Raw genomic sequence first — 17,825 nt, 5'->3', positions numbered from 1 at the left:
AGGGCAAAGACTGCTCGGCTACAAGGAGCAGGAAGTACTGGGACGGTCTCCGCTCGACGTCTATGTTCCGCCGCAGGACCGCGCGCAGGCGCAAGCGATGATGGCGGAAGACCTTGCGACGATAAAACCGGACTCCGACGCGATGCGCGCGCTGGAAGTTGTGGTGCGGAAAAAGGATGGCACGCCGATCGAAGTATCGCTCGTCGCCTGTGCGATTCGGGATGCCGGCGGCAAGGTCATCGGTATGTCAACCATCCTGCGCGACGTTACCGAGCGCAGGCGCGCCGAACGCGAAATGGCAGCGCTGGCGACGGTCGTTAACTCCTCGCACGACGCGATTATCGGGTTCTCGCGCGAGATCAAGATCACGAGCTGGAACCCGGCCGCCGAGAACATCTACGGTTATCCGGCCAGGGAAGCGATCGGCCGGGGGTTCAATCTTTCGTTCCACCACCGGAGCTGCCGCGCGCGCTCGAGGCCGACCGGCGCCTGCTGGAAACCGGGGAGCCCATATCCTTCGAGCAGCGCGCGCAGCGCAAGGACGGGACCTGGTTCACCTCCCTGATCAGTGCTTTTCCCATCCGAGACCCGAGCGGAACGATTGTCGGGAGCGCGGGAATCGGGCGCGACATCACGCACCTCAAGGAAATCGAAAAGGACCTGCGCGAGGCGCGCGACTACACCCGCGGCCTTATCGAGTCCTCGATTGACGCGATGGTGGTGGTCGACCGCAACCTGCGCATCACCGACGCCAACGAACAACTCGCGAAGCTCACCGAGGTGCCCAAGCGAATCCTGATCGGCAGCCGCTTCGACAGTTATTTCACCGAGCCGCAACACGCCGTGACCGCGATCGAAACGACGCTCGCTGAGGGCTCGATAACCAACTTTGACCTCGTCTTGCGCGCGGTCAGCGGCAGGCAAATCCTGGGCTCCTTCAATGCATCGGTTTTCTCGGGCGAGGGCACGGTCTCGGGCATCTTCGGGGTGGCGCGCGACGTCACCGAGCAGCGCTCCATCCAGCACAAGCTCGCCGAAGAACGCCAATACAGCCGCAGCCTGGTCGAATTTTCTCCGGATGCGCTGCTCGTCACCAACTCTGACCTCATCTTGACCGATATCAACGAACAGTCGGGGCGTCTTACAGGTTACCGGCGCGACGATCTGGTGGGCGTCGCACTCGCCTCGATTTTTACCGAGCCCGAACGGATCCGGGAAGTCGTGCGGCGAGCACTCGAAACGGAGCTGGTGCGCGAAGCTGAAGCATGCCTGCTGACCAGGACCACCGAAGAGATTCCGGTGTCGCTGAACGCCTCGGTGTTCAAGAACGACGACGGCACCGTGCGCGGCGTGATCATCGGCGTGCGCGACATCAGCGAGCAAAAACGTGGCGAAAAGGAGCGATCGTTGCTTGCCTCGATCGTCGGCGCGTCGGGCGACGCGATCTACAGCGAATCGACCGACCTTACGGTCACAAGCTGGAATGCCGCGGCCGAGCGGCTCTTCGGCTACAGCGCCGACGAGATGATCGGGCGCAACGTGGCGATGCTGGTGCCGCTCGCCCGCCGTGCCGAGATGCTCGAACAGCTTAGCGCAGGCTCGCACACGGGCAAGGCCGAGCACTTCGAAACGACGCGTCAGCGCAAGGACGGCAGCAGCGTCGAGGTCCTCATCACCCGCTCGCCGATTTTCGATTCCGCCAGCAAGGCCGCGAGTTTCTCGGTCATCGCGCACGACATCAGCGCGAGCAAGCACCTCGAGGCCGAGCTGACCGCGGCGCGCGATGCCGCCCTAGAGGCGGCTCGCGAAGTCGGCGTTCCTGGCCAACATGAGCCACGAGATCCGCACGCCGCTCAATTTGGTCATCGGGATGACCGGCCTGCTGCTCGACACCAAGCTGACGCCGGAGCAGGGCGAGTACGCCCACGACGTGCGCGAGAGCGGCGAAGCGCTGCTCACGTTGATCAACGAAATTCTGGATTTCTCCAAGCTTGCCGCCAGCAAGGTGCAGCTCGAAGAGATCGATTTCGAGTTGAGCGCCGCAGTCGAGGGGGCCGTCGAGCTGGTCGCCGAGCAGGCCCGGCGCAAGGGCCTCGAATTGACTATATCGATCGACCCCGAGGTGCCGCAGGCGTTGCGCGGCGATCCCGGCCGCCTGCGCCAGGTGCTGCTCAACCTGCTCGGCAACGCGATCAAGTTTACCGCCCACGGCGAGGTCGCCGTGCAGGTCGACAATCTCAGCGAAAACCCCAGAGGAATAATCCTGCGTTTCGAGGTGCACGACACCGGCGCCGGAATCCCCGAAGACAAGCTACACCTGCTGTTCCAACCGTTCAGCCAGGTTGACGCCTCGACCACTCGCCACTTTGGAGGCACCGGCCTCGGCCTCTCGATCGCGCGTCAACTGGTGGAATGCATGGGCGGAACTATGTCCGTGTCGAGCACGCCCGAGTGCGGTACCACCTTCTGGTTCACGGTGAAATTCGCCCGCGCGCTGCACGTCGGGAAACAGCCCTCGGAGCGCTTCGCCTCGTTCGCCAATGTGAAGGCGCTCATCGTCGACGACAATGCGACCAGCCTGCGGATCCTGGGAGCCCAACTGGCCGCGTGGAAGATGGAAGCCGCGACCGCCGAGTCGGCCGAGGCCGCGCTCGACATAATGCGCGCGGCCCTCGCCTCGCGTCCCTTCGAGATCGTGCTGAGCGACGTGCAGATGCCTGGAGTGGACGGAATCGAACTCGGCCGAAGAATCAAGACCGATCCGGCGCTCGCTGCGACCGGGCTGATCCTGGTGTCGTCCGTGGGTACAGCGCAAGACTTCGCCCAGCGCCTGCAGGGGCTCGAGGTGGACGCCTGGCTGACCAAGCCGATACCGCAATCCTTGCTTTATAACGCTCTCCTCAATGCCCTGGTGCACAAACAACGCACCAGGCCGGAGAAGCAGTCCGTAGCGATGGCGGATAGCGCATCGGCCGAGCCTTCATCTCGCGCGAAGCTGCCCGCGGGACGGAGGCTCAGGGTTCTGCTCGCCGAGGACAACTCGATCAACCAGAAGATGGCGAAGTTCCAGCTGAAAAAGATGGGCGTCGAGGTCGATTGCGTGGCCAACGGACGCGAGGCGGTCGAGGCGGCGATCCGGATACCTTACGACGCGGTCCTTATGGATTGTCAAATGCCAGAGATGGACGGTTACGAGGCCACCAGGGAGATTCGGCGGCATGAAGGAACCGAGCGCCACACCCGGATAATCGCGCTGACCGCAAATGCCCTTAGCGGCGACCGCGAAACCTGCCTTGACGCCGGCATGGACGCCTACGTCAGCAAGCCCGTGAAGCCGGAAATCCTTGAGGGCATCCTCGCCGAGGTTGTCGTGCCGGATGATGCGACGGCGGCCACGACTCCCGATGGAGCTTCTTCCGATACGCCGCCGTCGGAGGCGGCCGCGGCGGTCAGCGCCGCAATCCCACCTGTTTGAGCAGCGGCATCACGGCGCGCTCGAAGTAGGCGAGTTCCTCGTGATAGTCGAGAAAGCCGAGAATCACGCCCTCGATTCCCATCGCGCTTATCGTCTTGAGCTGATCCACCGCCTGCTCGGGCGTGCCGACGATCGGATAGCCGCCCCATCCGAGGATGAAGCGTTCGCCGAAGCTCCGGATCTGCTCTTGAAACGAGCCGCTCTCGATTCCCAGCACCTTCATGATGTTGGTCGCGGCTCCCCAATCGCCCTTGTCGAGGATCTCGCGCCGGACCTCCAGGGCTTCGCGCTCGTTATCGCGGCAGATCATCATCGCATAGGTCATGGCGCCGATTTCTCGCCGGTATCCGTGCGCGCGCCGGCGCAGATCGGCGATCACTTCCCGGCCATGCTCGATCGTATCGAGCGTGAGGAAATTAAAATCGACCTCGCGCGCCGAAAACTCGAGCCCCGCGGGCGAGTTGCCCGCGTTTACCAGCACCGGATACGGCTTCTGCAGCGGCTTGGGATGGGCCTGGCCCTGGCTGATGCGGAAATATTTGCCCTCGAGATCGAACGGCTCTTCCTCGGTCCACAGCCGCTTGACGATTCTGAGCCACTCGGCGCCGAAGGCGTAGCGTTCGTCGTGCTCGCGCTGAGGCGCGCCGAACATCTCCATCTCGGGCGTGAACCAGCCCATCACCAGGTTCAAGCCGAAGCGTCCGCGCGAGATGTGATCGACGGTCACGCTCTGCTTGGCCGCGACGATCGGATGGACGGTCGGCACGTGCGAGGTCGAAAAGACCATGATGCGCTCGGTCGCCGCCGCGAGCCCCGCCGCCCAGGTGTTTGTTTCAAAGCAGGTGCCGTTGAAATCGGTGGTGCCGCCGAACCCGCGCCAGCGCGCGATCGGCACCAGCATCTCGAACCCCATCGCTTCGGCGTGCCGCGCGATCGCGAGGCTGTGCTCCCACGTCGCGCGGTAGGTGGTCTCGGCGTGGGAGACGGTCAGGCCGTTGCTGCAGTTGGTGCCGAAGAGCCCGAGCTTGAGCTTCTGATCGTTGTAGAGCGGACAGTTGGGGCGCTCGAGTATAGCCGTTCGTGCCATTCGCCTGTAACTACTGCTTCTGTGCCGCAAGCCACGATTCGGTTTCGACGAGCGTTGCCTTGAGCTTCTCGATCAGCAGATCGATCTCCCGGGCGGTGATGATGAGCGGCGGCGACATGCACACGCTGTCGCCGACCGCGCGGATCAGCAGCCCCTGTTCGCGCGCCGTGTCGCGGAAGTGGGCGCCGACGCCAAGCGCCTCCGGGAACGCCTCGCGCGTGCGCGGATCGCGCACCAGTTCGACCGCGGCCATCAGGCCGAGCGCGCGGATATCACCCACGATCGGCGAGCTGCGCAGCTCCTGCAGCCGCTGGCCCAGCCGCTCACCCATCTTGCGCGCGTTTTCGACGACGCCGTCGCGCTCCATGATCTCGAGCGTCTTGAGCCCGGCCGCACAGCACGCCGGATTGCCCGTGTTGGTAAAGCCGTGCCACACCGCCGCGCCGGCCGGCGACTCCAGCAGCGTCTTGTATATCCGTTCGTGAACGATCACCGCGCCGAGCGGCAGATAGCCGCTGCTGATGCCTTTGGCGCACGAGATGATGTCCGGGCGGACGTCCCAGTGCTCGCAGGCGAACATCTTGCCGGTGCGCCCCGCGCCGGTGATGACTTCGTCCGCGACCATCAGCACGTCGTACTTGTCGCAAATCTGACGGATGCGCGTCCAATATTCCTTGGGCGCGGGAATCACGCCGCCCGCCCCCATCACCGGCTCTGCGATGAAGAAGGCGACCCGGTCCTGCCCCTCGGCGAGAATCGCTTTTTCGAGTTCGTCAGCGCACGCGACCGCGCAGGAGGGGTATTCCTTGCCGAGCGGGCAGCGATAGCAGTAAGGCGGCGCGATGTGCCGCACGTCGGGCAGCATCGGCTCGAAGAACTCGTGGAAGTGATCGATCCCGGTCAGGCTCGCGGCGCCGCACGACGAGCCGTGGTAGCCCTTGATGCGGGCGATCGCGACCGTCTTGTGCTTGAAACCGCGCAGGCGCTGGTACAGCCGCGTAATCCGGATCACCGATTCATTGGCTTCCGAACCTCCGCTGGTGAAAAAGACACGGTTGAGCGCGGGCGGCGCCAGCGCGGCGAGCCGCGCGGCGAGCTCGATCGCGGGCGGCGTCGAGATGTTGAGCAGCCCGAGATGGAACGACAGCGTTTCGAGCTGCTGGGCGACCGCGTCGGCGATTTCCTTGTTGCCGAAACCGAGATTGACGTTCCAGATCGCCGAGCTGCCGTCGAGATACTGCTTGCCGTTGGCGTCCCATACGTAAACGCCCTTGCCGCGGGCGATGATCAGCGGGCCCTTGGCCGCATGCTCGGCGGGCGACGCGAAACCCGGCAGTTTGTGCTTGCGATCGAGTTCTTCGAGCCTCTTCGCGTCGATTTCAAAACGCAGCGCGCTCTTCGCGCCCGCCGGTTTCTGTGCCGTAGCCATGAAAGCTTCTCCTGTTTTCCGATTGCGCTGCCGCGCCGCCGCTCCTAGAGTCTCGGGCGGGTTTCAGGCGCCGGATTTTCCTCTGAGCGCCCCGCGCCATTTGGCCGTGGCCTCGCGATCGACGGCGAGCGACTCGTCTTCTGCGCGCCCGGCGAACATCACGCCGTACACCTGCCGCGCCTGCTCCGGCGTAACCAGTCCCTCGAGCACGTCCGTCCGCACCATCTCGGGATCGCGATCGAGCGGGCTGCCGTAGCCGCCGCCGCCGCTGTCCATTCCGACTATATATTCGCCGGGCTGGATCTGCTCGGCCGACACCGAGGGCAGCTCGTGCTCGTCGCCCTCGCGATCGATCTTGGCCGCGTAGCAGGCCTCGCCCGTATGCCCGCCGAGCACGCCTTTGGGCGGGTTGTGGTGGCCGTCGAGCGGATAGACCACGGTCATCGCGTCGTTGCGGGGGCCGTATTCCACGCGCGCGCCGGGCGCGCCGCGGAAGCGGCCCGCGCCGCCCGAGTCGGCCACCAGCCGAATTGCCCGGTAGATGATTGGATATTTCTGCTCATCGATCTCGATGCTGTCGCGATACATCAGGCCCGCCACCACGGGCAGGCCGTAGTTGATCCAGCCGTCGTTGTGCGGGGTGCCCGGGCCGCCGTTGGCGCTGATGAAAAGCTGGTTGACGTAGGGCGCGCCGCCGCGGCGAAAATCGCCGCCCGAAATAACCCCGTAGCCGGGGCCCATCCCGAGGCCGCCCTCGGCAAGCCCGTAGCCCTCGCCGAGCTGGGCGAACGCGGCCTGCGTGATGTTGACCAGGCGGTCGCCGATATTGGTGGTCGCGACCGAGCACGAGGTCGGAAAGCGCGGGATTCCGACCACGCAGTTCTCGCGCAGATGCACCGTGATGCGCCGGAAGCTGCCGGCGTTGTGCGGCACGCCCGGATCGATCGAATTGAACAGTCCCGTCACCGTGTTGTTGATCGCGCAGGTCTTCGATTCGTTCAGCCCGCACGGCACGCAATCGATATTGTCGCGCAGATCGATCTCGACCCGGCCCTCGGCCGCGTCGATCTTGACCTTGACCTTCAGCGGCACGCCCTCGGGCACGGCGGGGAACGGATCGTGGGCGCCGGTGCCGGTGAATTCCGCCGACGGAAGCTCCTTCAGCGCATGGATCATCCGGCGCTCGGAGTAGTCGAACCACTCCCGGATGAATTCGCGAATCAGCTCCTTGCCGAACTTGGCGGTCAGCTCCTTCAGCCGGCGCTCGCCGATCCGCGCCGAACCGACCATCGCCAGGTAATCGCCGTACCATTGGTCGGGCACGCGGATCCGCCGCCTGCACATCCGGATGATGTCGTCGATGTCGTGATAGTTGCGCTGGACCTGGACGCAGGGAAAGTTGAGCGCGCCTTCCTCGTAAACGTCGCCGGCAAAAGGCGCGTAGGTGGTCGGCAAGCTGTTGCCGCAGTCCGCCTGATGAGCCTTCGCGCAGCAGGTGAAGAGATGCTCGCCCTCGACGAACACCGGCACCAGGATCGTATGGTCGGCGCTGTGCGTGTTGCCGAGGTACACGTCGTTATGCAAAAAAGCGTCGCCTTCGACGAGATTCGGATGCAGATTGCACATCGCCTCGCCCAGGAACTGCGAGCCGAAGACGTGGACCGGCAGACCCTCGGCGGAGGCCAGCATCTGGTTGTCGCCGGTAATCAGCGAGCAGGAAAAATCGCGCGCCATGTTCAGCACCGCCGAGCGGCCCGAGCGGAGCAGCGTGTTGGTCATCTCGCGGCATACGCTGTCGAGGCGGTTGGCAATTACGGCGAGCAGCGCCGCGTCGAGCTTTCCGTCCGCGGTTCGTGTACTGGTGGCCATGACGGTTTTCTACCTCGCCCTTCCCTGCCCGGTCCCGCCGCCTAGGCGTCGCCGACCTCGAGCAGGTAGTTGTGCAATTCGGTCACGCGCGCGCGGCTGCCCGGATAGACGACTATCGTGGTGGTCGGCTCATCGATGATCGCGGGTCCCTCGAGCGTCATCCCCGGCGCAAGGCTCTCGCCATGATAGCGCGGTGTCTCGAGGTCGCGATGGCCCGCAAAAAACATCGCGCGGTTGCTTCTCGGCGCCGGCAGGGCCGCAGCATGCGCGGCCGTTTTACTGAGCGGCGGCCCGGTCAGCGCTGCGGTCACCCTGCCCCGCCAATAAACGCATTCGACCTGCTGGCCCGGCTCCTTGACCGCGAAGACTCGCTCGTGCTCGCGATGAAACGCCCCGATCATCGCATCGAGGTCGGCCTGGCCGTCGAACCTGCCGCGGGGCAGCGCAACGTCGAGTTCCCATACCTGGTACGGATAGCGCGCCTCGACGAAGTACTCGCGCCTAAAGCGCGTGAGCCCGCGTTCGCGCAACTCGGCCTCCAGCCGCTCCATCGACGCGGTTATGTCGTCCAGAACCCGGTTGACCGTGTCGAACGAAAAGTCGCCGGTGAACGCGAACGCGCTTTGCGTGAACTCGCTCACGATATCCGAGTATTGGCCGCCGCAGGCGCTGAGCGCGCCGGCCGTGCGCGGGACTAGAACCTGGCGGCATCCTAGCTCCCGCGCGATCGGCACGATATTGAGCCCGGCGGCGCCGCCGCCCGCGACCAGCAGGCTCTCGCGCGGATCGATACCCTGGTTAATCGTGATGTCCTTGATCGCGCCAACCATGTGATCGCCGGCAACCTCCATGATCGCGCGCGCCGCATCCTTCAGATCAAGGCCCAGACGCGAGGCGATTTTCCCAACCGCGGTCGCGGCGGCGTCGGCGTGCAGCCGCATCCGTCCGCCCAAGAAGTAGTCCGGATCGATATAGCCCAGCACCGCCGCCGCGTCGGTGACCGTCGGCTCGGTGCCGCCGCTGCCGTAGCATGCCGGGCCCGGTTCGGCGCGCGCGCTCTGAGGGCCGACGCGCAGCAATCCGCCGGGATCGATCCAGGCGATGGAGCCGCCGCCGGCGCCGATGCTGCGGACGTCAACCGACGCCATCCCGGTGATATGCCCGGTAAAGATGGAGCCGAGCCAGGTCTCGCGCGTGAACGTGATCGTGCGATCGTGCACGAGGCTCACGTCGAAGCTGGTGCCGCCCGCGTCGCACACGATGAGATCGCGCGGGCCGACCTCGGCCTCGCCATAGGTGCGTCCGGCGACCGGCGCCATCGCGGGCCCCGATTTGACCAGGAAGATGGGGCGCTGGACGACGTCGCCCGCGTGCATCACGCCGCCGAAAGAGGTCGCGACCAGCAGTTGCCCGGCGAAGCCGGCGCGGCGAAAATCCTCCTCCATGTCGCGCAGATGGCGCTGCATCAGCGGCTTCAGCGAGGCGTCGATCGCCGCCGACGATGCGCGGCGATATTCGCGGATGATCGGGTTGAGCCGCGAGGATAGCGTGTAGGGAACGCCCGGCAGCTCCGCCTCGATCAGACGGCCGAGCGCCTCCTCGTGCGCCGGATTCGCCGGCGACCACAAGAGGCAAACCGCGATCGCCTCGACCCCGCGCTGAGCTACGCGGCGAAGCGTCGCGCGCGCCTGCTCCTCGTCGAGCGGCACTACGGCGTTGCCCTCGGAATCGATCCGCTCGCGAATCTCGAACGTAAGGCGCCTCGGCACATATGGCTCGATCGGCGGGTATGCGAGGTTGAAGGGATCGAGCTTGCCGCCTTCGCGCAGCACGAGGATGTCGGGGAACCCTTCGGTGACCAGGAACGCCGTGCGCGCGGTGTTGCGTTCGATAATCGCGTTGGTCGCGTGCGTGGTGCCGTAAATTACGAGACCGGTGTTGCGCAGCACGTCGCCGACGCCCACTCCCAGCTGCTCGGACGCCATCTTGAGCGCGCCTTCGATGCCGACGAAGATGCGCTCGTAGGTCGTCAGCGACTTGCCCAGCACCAGGCCGCCGCGTTCGTCAGCCAGTACGAGATCGGTAAAGGTTCCGCCCGTGTCGATCGCAATCCGATAGGCCACCTGCGCCGGTCCTCCCTGTCGCCAGAATGCGGATGCTTGCCGCGCGCTCCATTTAGAGCAGAAGCGCCAGCGTCGAACCAGATTCCATCAGTCCGTTTGGATTAGCAGCCTCGCGGGCAAATGAAAACCGAAACCGCCGGCTTGAATGTTTAACGCGCATTTTCCTTGACAGTTCGAAATCAGGCGATCTAGGTTCGGCTGTTATCGTCACGGGCAGCGATTCGGCGGCTCGAGGACGGGCAAACCACGCGGACGTACCGCTCGAAAACACATTGATCAAGGACTGGGGAGGCGAGACATGGCTGAAGGCAAAGCAAAGAAAATGTGGGCGCTGCCCGGCGCGCAGCTCACCGCGCCGCAGTCGCTGCTGATGCATGGTGGCGACGCGACCTTGATGCTCGATCTGCCGTGCCCTTCGTTCCTCATCGAGCATCCCAAGGGCCTGGTGCTGTTCGACACCGGCTGCAACCCGAAGATCATCGACGACGCGGTCGGATATTGGGGCGACGTGGCAGCCCATCTGCCGCTCAAATGGAGCAAGTCCGATACGCTCGACAAGCAGATCCAGAACGTCGGCTACAAGACCTCGGACGTGAAGTACGTCATCCTGTCGCACTCGCATCTCGACCATTCGGGCGGCCTCACCTATTTTCCCAACGCCACCTTCCTGGTCGGCAGCCGGGAGCTGCAGTACGCCTACTGGCCGGACGTGGATCGGCGATGGGCTTTCATCCTCAACGACTTCCTGCCGACCCGCTCGTACAAGTGGATGGAGCTGGATTGCGACTTCGATCTGTTCGGCGACGGGGCGCTGCAATTCCTGCTCACGCCCGGTCATACGCCAGGCGAGTGCTCGCTGCTGGTGAACCTCCCTAATCGCAGGTTCCTGCTGACCGGCGACACGACGCATCTGCGCGCCGCGGTCAACGCGGAAGCGACGATGGGAATCGACGTGAATCCTTTCCAGTCGGTCCATTCGCTGCGGCGAATCAAGGCGATCCGCGACATGTGGGGCGCCACGATGTGGATCACGCACGATCCTGACGACTGGAAGGAGTATCCGCACAAGGTCGAATAACGCGGACCTTATAGATGCCGCTTTATGAATGCCGTTGCGAGCGGTGCGAGCTCACCTTCGAGGTGCTCGCACCGCTCAGTTCATCGGGGATGCGCTCGCGCCCCTGCCCTAACTGCGGCCGCGCCGCGCGCCGCATCATCTCGGCGGTCGCCTTCACGGTCGAAGGCGGAACGCGCGCGAGCTCGACGCAGGACGTAACGCAGCTCAAGGTGCCACCGGCGGCGCGGCTATGCTGGATGGATGATCGATCGGCGGCGCGCTACGCCGCGTATAAGCACGGACGCGGCGCCGAGTACGACGACAAGGTGCACGCGCGCGAGGAAGCCGAGAACAAGCGCGGAGCGCCGCCGCCGGCCAAGCCAGCCGCCGCGGCGCACGAGCACGGCCATTCGCGCTCGCACGCGGCGATGACCGCCGTGCGCAAGGCGAACGCGGCCAAGGCCAAAGCGGCGGCAAGCCGCCCGCGGCCGCCCGCCTGAATTCCGCTTCGGGGATTTTTGATCGTCGTTTCTGACGTCATTTCTGACCTTCTCCCCCGGACACGGGGTGGAGGTCGGAATTACTGGCCCGCGGACGAGGTGGTTTGCGGGCCGCCCTTGACGAACGCTATCGCCACGCCGCTCATGTAATGGCCGCCGTGGCCGACCTCGCCGACTTCGGGGTCGTGCATGCGCTGCGACACGTTAGCGCTCTTCGCCGAGACGGTGGAACTGGCGCCCGAGTCCCAGCCTACCAGTTGATCGCCCTCGTGCTGACTCTTGTCCGAGGTGATCACGATCGCGTCGGCTCCAATCTCGCACGCCTTGCGCTTGATCACCGGCAGGAGGTCCACGTCTTTGGCCGACTGATCGCCCCAGGTATCCAACAGCGCGAGTTGCTGAACGTCGGTGGTAGGCATCGAGGTCAGCACCTGTATCGGACAATCAGACGCCTTGGCTGGACGCATCACGGAAGTCATCGGGCTGACGGTGGTCGACGGCGTCGGCACCTCGAATTCGAAGCATCCGGCGATCGACAGCACGATAGCGGCGAGCGCCAGGGCCAGAGCTCCCTGCGCCCCGTATCGCGACGACATGGCTGGCAGTCCATTCGACAATTTTACTGGCAACAACTTCATCATTCGCTTTAATTATTGTTTTGGCCAAGGCGCACCGAACTTACGGTTTAGCCGGCGGCGCGCCCTCCTCGCCCGAGTCAGTCGGCGGGCCCTTGAGCTTGAACGTCCCCTGGTCCGCGATACCGCCGTTCATATAACAGGTGTACTCGCCATCAGCCTTCGGCGGATAGAAGTCATCCATAAAATACATGCACCAGCTCGTATCTTCCATCGCGACGCGAAAGCCGCGGGCGTTCACCTGTCCGGTCACCCATCCGTGCGGAGTGTTGTTGCGGCAGATCGCATTGCCCGGTCTGCATAGGTAATCGCCTTTTAGCTGGTTGCCCTCGCGCTTGAGCTTGAAGGTGATTTTCACCATGGCCGCGTTCATCGTGCTGACCGACGTGCCCTTCCAGATTCCAGTGAAGTCCGTGAGCGGATCGGGAGACGCGGCCGAGCCAACAGGGCTCGCTTCGCCGGCCCCTGCCGCCGGAGGATTTGCAACGGAATTCGATTGGCCGCCGCTCCCGCTCGAGCAGGACCATACGCCGAGCGCCAGAAGCATCGCCACTGTGACAAAACGTCGTCGCATAGGCCTACAAACCCCTCTCCGGCGCCGGCGCAACGCTCTTGCGCTCAAGCTTTGCGCGCCTTGGGCAGGACTTCCTCGCCGAGGCGCTGGATACATTCGAGCACCTTCTCGGGTGACGGGCCAAGCGGGACCCTGATACGCAGGACGTACCAGTCCACGCCACCCATTATCGTGTTCCAGCGGTCGAGCGCCTCGAGCCAGTCGTCCTTGGTGCCGACAATCGCATGCCCCCGGCCGCGGATCTTGTCCAGCGTAAAGTCGCTCTCCGAGGCGAAATCCTCTGTTGGCACAAGCATGCCATTTCTAAAGTAAAACTTGCATTCTTCCAACCACAGGCGGCCGAACGTCTGCTCGGCCTCTTCGCGGCTCGACGCGAGCCATCCGTCGCGAAACAGCGCGATGCTGGGCTTGCGGCCGGCCTTGGCAGCCGCCTCGCGATAAATCGAGACCTGGGCCTTGATGTTCTCGATGCGATCGAAGAACGGCGCCGCCGACCATGCGTCGCTCATCCGGCCCGCCCGAGCGATCGACTTCGGTCCGAACGCACCGATCCAGATAGGCGGACGCGGCCGCTGATAGGGCTTGGGCGTCACGTGAATCGCGTCGAAATTGAAGTACTTGCCATGATGGGCGAAGGGTCCGACGGTGGTCCACGCCTTCTGGACGATTTCCATCGTCTCCTCGAAACGGCCCTCGCGCTGTTTGATCGGAATTCCGAAGTGCGCGAAGTAGTCCTTGTGATAGCCCGCGCCGACGCCCAAGATCAGCCGTCCGCGCGAGAGCACGTCGATCAGCGCGGTCGATTGCGCGAGATGCACCGGGTTGTAGAGCGCCGGCATCAGGATATCGGTGCCTATTTTGACCCGCCTGGTGCGCGCCGCGATCGCCGCCAGCAACGGCAGCGGACTCGGAAACATGCATTCGGTGCGGGCATGGCGCTCGGGCACGAAGACGCCGTCAAAACCGCAGCGCTCGGCCTGCTCGGCCTCGCTCAGCAACTGCTGGGCGAAGTTTGCAGAGCGTTCGGGTTCGGGCTCGGGCTGCGCATACGGTCCGCCGTGCGTGTCCGGCATGTAAGCGAACGAAGCCATCGGATTCTCCCGGGGCGGGCGGCTCAACTCAAAGATTTAAGGGGAAGTCATGAAAAACGGGCCGCGCCAGCCACCCATGCCTTTTAGCGGAAGCTCCATCCAATTAAAATGCCCGCGCGCCCAATCGAGTTCCCGTCGGCTTCACGCGACAGAATCGAACTGCGGACTGAAGGATACATCTCACTGAAAAGCTTTCGGCCCGCCGGGTTTCGCGCTACAAGTCTTGGGATCGGATAACCGTAAAGGAGGCTCATCATGCTCTTCATGCTGAAGGCGAACATCGCCAAGCCCGCCAACGCGTCGAACAAGGAGTTCTACACCGTGTGGCGGCACGAATCCGAGGCAGCCCTGGCCGCGGTAAAAGGCGGCGCGATCAAGGGAATCTGGAAGGTCGCCGGCCGCCCAATAATCATCGCCGTCATCGACGTGCCGAGCGCCGACGATCTCGACCATGCGATTCACGAACTGCCGATCTGGAAAATGGGCTACGCGCATATCGCGGCCGAAACCGAGGTTTTCGCGCTGAGACCCTACGAGAACTGGGCCGAGGACCTGAAAGAGCTGTCCAAGGGCTAGATCCGGTCGCAGTGGATGAATTGTCGATAGATCGTTTCGGGGCGGCGGGCCGCAGCTGGCCCGCCTCCATCCCGAAACGCGCCCCAGCCCGGTTCGGGGACGCTTCGACCCGGCAACGCATGTCGCCAGTCCAAGGAGAAATCGTGAACTTCGGCTTCACTCTGTTCTTCCGCAATCCGCCGCCGGCCAAGGTTTCCTTCGCCGAGCTCTATCGCAAGGAAATCGAGCTTGCCGTCGCCGCCGAGGACCTCGGCTTTGACACCATCTGGCTGACCGAGCATCACTTCGTCGACGACGGCTATGCGCCGTCGCTTCTGCCGATCGCGGCGGCGATCGCCGCGCGCACCAAGAAGGTCCGCATCGGCACCTTCGTGCTCCTGCTGCCGCTCCACAACGCGCTGCGCGTGGCCGAGGACGCCGCCACCGTCGATATCATCTCCAACGGCCGCCTCGACCTCGGCCTGGGCCAGGGCTACCGCGTGCCGGAGTTCGTCGGCTTCAACATCCCGCGCAACGAGCGCGGTCCGCGCCTGGAGGAAGGTACCGAGGTTATCCGGCGCGTATGGACCGAGCGTAACGTGACGATGGACGGGCGGTTTAACAAGCTCACCAATGTCACCGTAATCCCGGGCCCGGTGCAGAAGCCGCATCCGCCGCTCTGGCTTGCAGCGCGCGGCCCCAAGTCGATCGGGCGCGCCGCGCGCAACGGCTATCATTTCATGGGCACCGGCGGCGTCGATCAGCAGCAGATGTACGACGCGGCGCTCGTGGAACATGGACGCGAACCCGAGGATTACAACATCGCGCAGTTGCGGACCGTCTTCGTCGCATCGAAGCGCGACAAGGCGTGGGACGACGCAGAAGCCGGCGCCCACTACATGATGAGCTGCTACGGCAAGTGGTTCGTCGAGGCCAACGACCTCCCGGGCGACCAGGCGTACGGCTCCAACCTTCCGCCCGTCGGCAAGCTGCGCCAGTCGGAGACCGCCGCGCTGTTCGGCGAGCCGTTGCTGATCGGCACTCCGGACGAGGCGATCGCCGGCCTGGAGGACTACTTCGGCCGCACGCGCGTTACCCACCTGGTGGCGGCGATGGATTTACCGGGGATGGATCCGCGCAAGGTGCGCCGGAGCATGGAGCTTTTCGCCAAGGAGGTGATGCCGCATTTTCGGCGCAAGGCGCGCAAGGCGGCAACCCCGGCGAAAAAGAAGAAGTAACCGCGATGCGGTTTTTACTCCGCGCCCTCGCGATCGTAATCGCGCTCTGCTGTATGGCGGCCTGCCAGGCCGCGATACAGGCGCAGCAGGAGCAGAAGGCGGTCGCGCTAAAGCGCGACACCACGTTCGATCGCGAGCGCATCCTGATCTCGACCGGCGATCTGAGCAATCCGCACGAGAAGCTCGGCGACTTGAGCTACAGCGAGCCACTCAACTCCGAGACCATCGACAGCACGCATATCAACGAGAAGCTGCGCCAAATGGCGATCGACAAATGGGGCAACCAGGTGGACGCGCTGATCTTTCTGAAGAGCGGACCCAACGCCGACGCGACCATGATCACCGCATCATGCGTCGCCGTCCGGGTGATCGGTGATTGCGACTTCTGCCGTCACAACTTCACGATGCCGACGAACTAGCGCGCCGGTCCGGCGCAGCCGCCGGCGGCCCGGGGACCCAGCCGAGCGGCTGGGACTCGGCCGCTGACGATGCAAAGCAACGCGCGACGGGCCCGCATGTAAACGCGGGCCCGTCGCGCGTTTGAGCCATACCCGGCGCCCGATGCGGCGCGCTACTTTATCTTCTGCAGCACCGGCATCAGGTACTTCTTGAACGTCACCGGATTTTCGGACATCGGGAAATGTCCGATCTCCTCCATGATGATGCACTCGGAGTTGCGCACCTTCTTCGCGGTCTTCTGCGTCATCTCGGGCGTGCAGGCGAAGTCATAGACGCCGGTCATGAAGTACACAGGGATCTTGCCCGAGATCTTCTCGCAATCTTCGCGGAAATCGTGATCGACGCTGTAGAAGTAGAGGTCGCCCTTGAAAATTCCGGGGCCGCCCTGCGAGTAGTACCACCAGGTTTCCTGGCGATATTCGAACGGGCTCTGCGGCGCCATCAGGCCGTTGATCGCGGTGGCACAGGCCTCGCCGCCGTGGATCTGCGCGTGCCACAGCCAATCGAGCCACCATCCAGGCGAATAGTCACAGGCTTCGATCGCGATGAGCGCGCGGAAGTAGTCGCTGTAGCGCTGCGCGAGATGCAGGCAGATGTTTCCGCCCATCGAGCTGCCCATCACCACCGGCCGATCCAGGTTGAGCTCGCGGCAGAGCGCGACCACGAAATCGGCGTAGAACTTGGCGGTGAGCTTGTACTCCTCTTTCCACCAGCCCTTGGGCGGAATCGATTTGCCGTGGCGCGGAAGGTCGAACGCGATCACGTGAAAGCGCTCGCGGATGTCGGGGTCGTTCAGCTGATGGCGCCATTCGCGCGAATCGGTGCCCGCCGTGTGCAGGCAGACGAGCGGGATGCCCTTGCCGGATTCCTCGTAGAAAATCCGGTACTCCTCGCCCTCGAACGGAACGTGAATGTAATGTCCGGTCACCGGCTCTATCTTTGCCATCTCAGTGCGCCCCCTATTCCTTGACCGCGCGCATAAGATCGAGCGCCCATGCGAACGCCCGAAGGTTCTGCCACATCACCTTGACGTCGCCCTCGATCTTGAGGCGGCCGTGCAGCGTGTGCGACATCGCGATGATGTCGTTGTACATCGGCGGCGGAACCGGCTGCACGAACTTGGCCCAGGTCTCGGCCGGCGCACGGAGCGCGAACTGGTAAGCGCTCTCGGCGCCGATCTCATGCTGCACCCGGTCAATCTCGCCCTTGTTGAAGCTTACCACGTAGGCATTCGGCCCAAACTCGAGCATCACGTCGGCGCTGAAATGGCGGCCGAGCAGGCGCGCGACGCTGTCCCGGTTGACCATCTTCTGCCAGCGCTCCACCCATCGAACGTCGAAGGCAGGCATAGCTTTCCTCCTGGCGGTTGTGGGGCCTTCCCCGTTCGCCATCCATACCGCAGGTGCGGTTCATCGCTCAAGGGGCGCGGTCCGGATCGGAGAGGCCGCGCCGCAGCATCCGCGTCGTTAACGTCTACTCGAGGCGCCCGGGGCAATCGGCATAGGGGGTAGCGCCGCAGCGCTACTCCCCTGCCACACCACCGGACATGCGGGTCCGCATCCGGCGGTTCGGAAGGTTGAGGTTAGTGGGCAGGTCTGGGCACTCCGAGGCGGTCGTAGTAGCGAGTGGTGAGTCCGGCGTGAACCAGCTTGGCGGCGCAAGACCACCAGCGTTGGTTGACCGCCGCGGCTGGTGCCGCGACCGCGTCCGACAGTCCTAGCCTGCGCATTTCG

Annotated in this window: 16 protein-coding genes and 1 pseudogene; 8 read left to right on the top strand and 9 right to left on the bottom strand. The window is 64.3% G+C overall.

Annotated features, from left to right (window positions below):
* The 3 genes and pseudogenes from VMI09_14780 to VMI09_14770 all read left to right on the top strand — a co-directional run.
* The coding region (locus VMI09_14780; GenBank protein ID HTQ25952.1) for a PAS domain S-box protein at positions 1-565 on the top strand (565 nt) is incomplete at its 5' end.
* Positions 460-1,758, top strand: a pseudogene (locus VMI09_14775) (PAS domain-containing protein). The gene VMI09_14780 and the pseudogene VMI09_14775, both read left to right, overlap by 106 nt.
* A gap of 70 nt (positions 1,759-1,828) precedes the next feature.
* Positions 1,829-3,475: a response regulator gene (locus VMI09_14770; GenBank protein HTQ25951.1), complete on the top strand. Its 1,647-nt coding sequence runs from the start codon at positions 1,829-1,831 to the stop codon at positions 3,473-3,475.
* Here VMI09_14770 and VMI09_14765 read toward each other — a convergent pair.
* The 4 genes from VMI09_14765 to VMI09_14750 form a co-directional block, all read right to left on the bottom strand.
* On the bottom strand, positions 3,450-4,562 hold the full coding sequence (locus tag VMI09_14765) for an LLM class flavin-dependent oxidoreductase (GenBank protein ID HTQ25950.1): 1,113 nt from the start codon (positions 4,560-4,562) through the stop codon (positions 3,450-3,452). The genes VMI09_14770 and VMI09_14765 overlap by 26 nt on opposite strands.
* A 10-nt stretch (positions 4,563-4,572) precedes the next feature.
* Positions 4,573-5,991: an aspartate aminotransferase family protein gene (locus tag VMI09_14760; protein ID HTQ25949.1), complete on the bottom strand. Its 1,419-nt coding sequence runs from the start codon at positions 5,989-5,991 to the stop codon at positions 4,573-4,575.
* 63 nt (positions 5,992-6,054) lie between these two features.
* Positions 6,055-7,860: a hydantoinase B/oxoprolinase family protein gene (locus tag VMI09_14755; protein ID HTQ25948.1), complete on the bottom strand. Its 1,806-nt coding sequence runs from the start codon at positions 7,858-7,860 to the stop codon at positions 6,055-6,057.
* Between the two features lie 41 nt (positions 7,861-7,901).
* Positions 7,902-9,983 (bottom strand): hydantoinase/oxoprolinase family protein, encoded by a 2,082-nt coding sequence (locus VMI09_14750; protein HTQ25947.1) that lies wholly within the window; start codon positions 9,981-9,983, stop codon positions 7,902-7,904.
* A gap of 298 nt (positions 9,984-10,281) precedes the next feature.
* Between VMI09_14750 and VMI09_14745 the strand changes: the two genes are divergently transcribed.
* Both VMI09_14745 and VMI09_14740 read left to right on the top strand, forming a co-directional pair.
* Positions 10,282-11,061, top strand: coding sequence for an N-acyl homoserine lactonase family protein (locus VMI09_14745; GenBank protein HTQ25946.1), 780 nt, complete (start codon positions 10,282-10,284; stop codon positions 11,059-11,061).
* Between the two features lie 14 nt (positions 11,062-11,075).
* Entirely contained in the window at positions 11,076-11,540 is a 465-nt protein-coding gene (locus tag VMI09_14740; GenBank protein ID HTQ25945.1) for a zinc ribbon domain-containing protein, read from the top strand.
* Between the two features lie 80 nt (positions 11,541-11,620).
* Here the strand turns inward: VMI09_14740 and VMI09_14735 are convergent, their stop codons facing one another.
* The 3 genes from VMI09_14735 to VMI09_14725 all read right to left on the bottom strand — a co-directional run bounded on the left by VMI09_14735 (position 11,621) and on the right by VMI09_14725 (position 13,840).
* Positions 11,621-12,136: a hypothetical protein gene (locus tag VMI09_14735; protein HTQ25944.1), complete on the bottom strand. Its 516-nt coding sequence runs from the start codon at positions 12,134-12,136 to the stop codon at positions 11,621-11,623.
* A gap of 82 nt (positions 12,137-12,218) precedes the next feature.
* Complete coding sequence (locus tag VMI09_14730) at positions 12,219-12,749, bottom strand: hypothetical protein (GenBank protein HTQ25943.1); 531 nt, start codon at positions 12,747-12,749, stop codon at positions 12,219-12,221.
* A gap of 44 nt (positions 12,750-12,793) precedes the next feature.
* Entirely contained in the window at positions 12,794-13,840 is a 1,047-nt protein-coding gene (locus VMI09_14725; protein ID HTQ25942.1) for an LLM class flavin-dependent oxidoreductase, read from the bottom strand.
* A 255-nt stretch (positions 13,841-14,095) separates the two neighbouring features.
* Between VMI09_14725 and VMI09_14720 the strand changes: the two genes are divergently transcribed.
* The 3 genes from VMI09_14720 (at position 14,096) to VMI09_14710 (ending at position 16,052) form a co-directional block, all read left to right on the top strand.
* Complete coding sequence (locus VMI09_14720) at positions 14,096-14,416, top strand: muconolactone Delta-isomerase family protein (protein ID HTQ25941.1); 321 nt, start codon at positions 14,096-14,098, stop codon at positions 14,414-14,416.
* 143 nt (positions 14,417-14,559) lie between these two features.
* Positions 14,560-15,633: an LLM class flavin-dependent oxidoreductase gene (locus VMI09_14715; GenBank protein HTQ25940.1), complete on the top strand. Its 1,074-nt coding sequence runs from the start codon at positions 14,560-14,562 to the stop codon at positions 15,631-15,633.
* A 5-nt stretch (positions 15,634-15,638) separates the two neighbouring features.
* Positions 15,639-16,052, top strand: a complete 414-nt coding sequence (locus tag VMI09_14710) for a hypothetical protein (GenBank protein ID HTQ25939.1) — start codon at positions 15,639-15,641, stop codon at positions 16,050-16,052.
* A gap of 152 nt (positions 16,053-16,204) precedes the next feature.
* Here the strand turns inward: VMI09_14710 and VMI09_14705 are convergent, their stop codons facing one another.
* Positions 16,205-17,038 (bottom strand): alpha/beta hydrolase, encoded by an 834-nt coding sequence (locus VMI09_14705; GenBank protein HTQ25938.1) that lies wholly within the window; start codon positions 17,036-17,038, stop codon positions 16,205-16,207.
* A gap of 13 nt (positions 17,039-17,051) precedes the next feature.
* Complete coding sequence (locus tag VMI09_14700) at positions 17,052-17,441, bottom strand: hypothetical protein (protein ID HTQ25937.1); 390 nt, start codon at positions 17,439-17,441, stop codon at positions 17,052-17,054.
* Positions 17,442-17,825: the final 384 nt, after the last annotated feature.

It is taken from the genome of Candidatus Binataceae bacterium (assembly GCA_035500095.1).
Lineage (GTDB): Bacteria > Desulfobacterota > Binatia > Binatales > Binataceae > JAKAVN01.
Note: the sequence above shows the minus strand (reverse complement) of the source record. Positions and strands in the feature narration are given on the sequence as shown.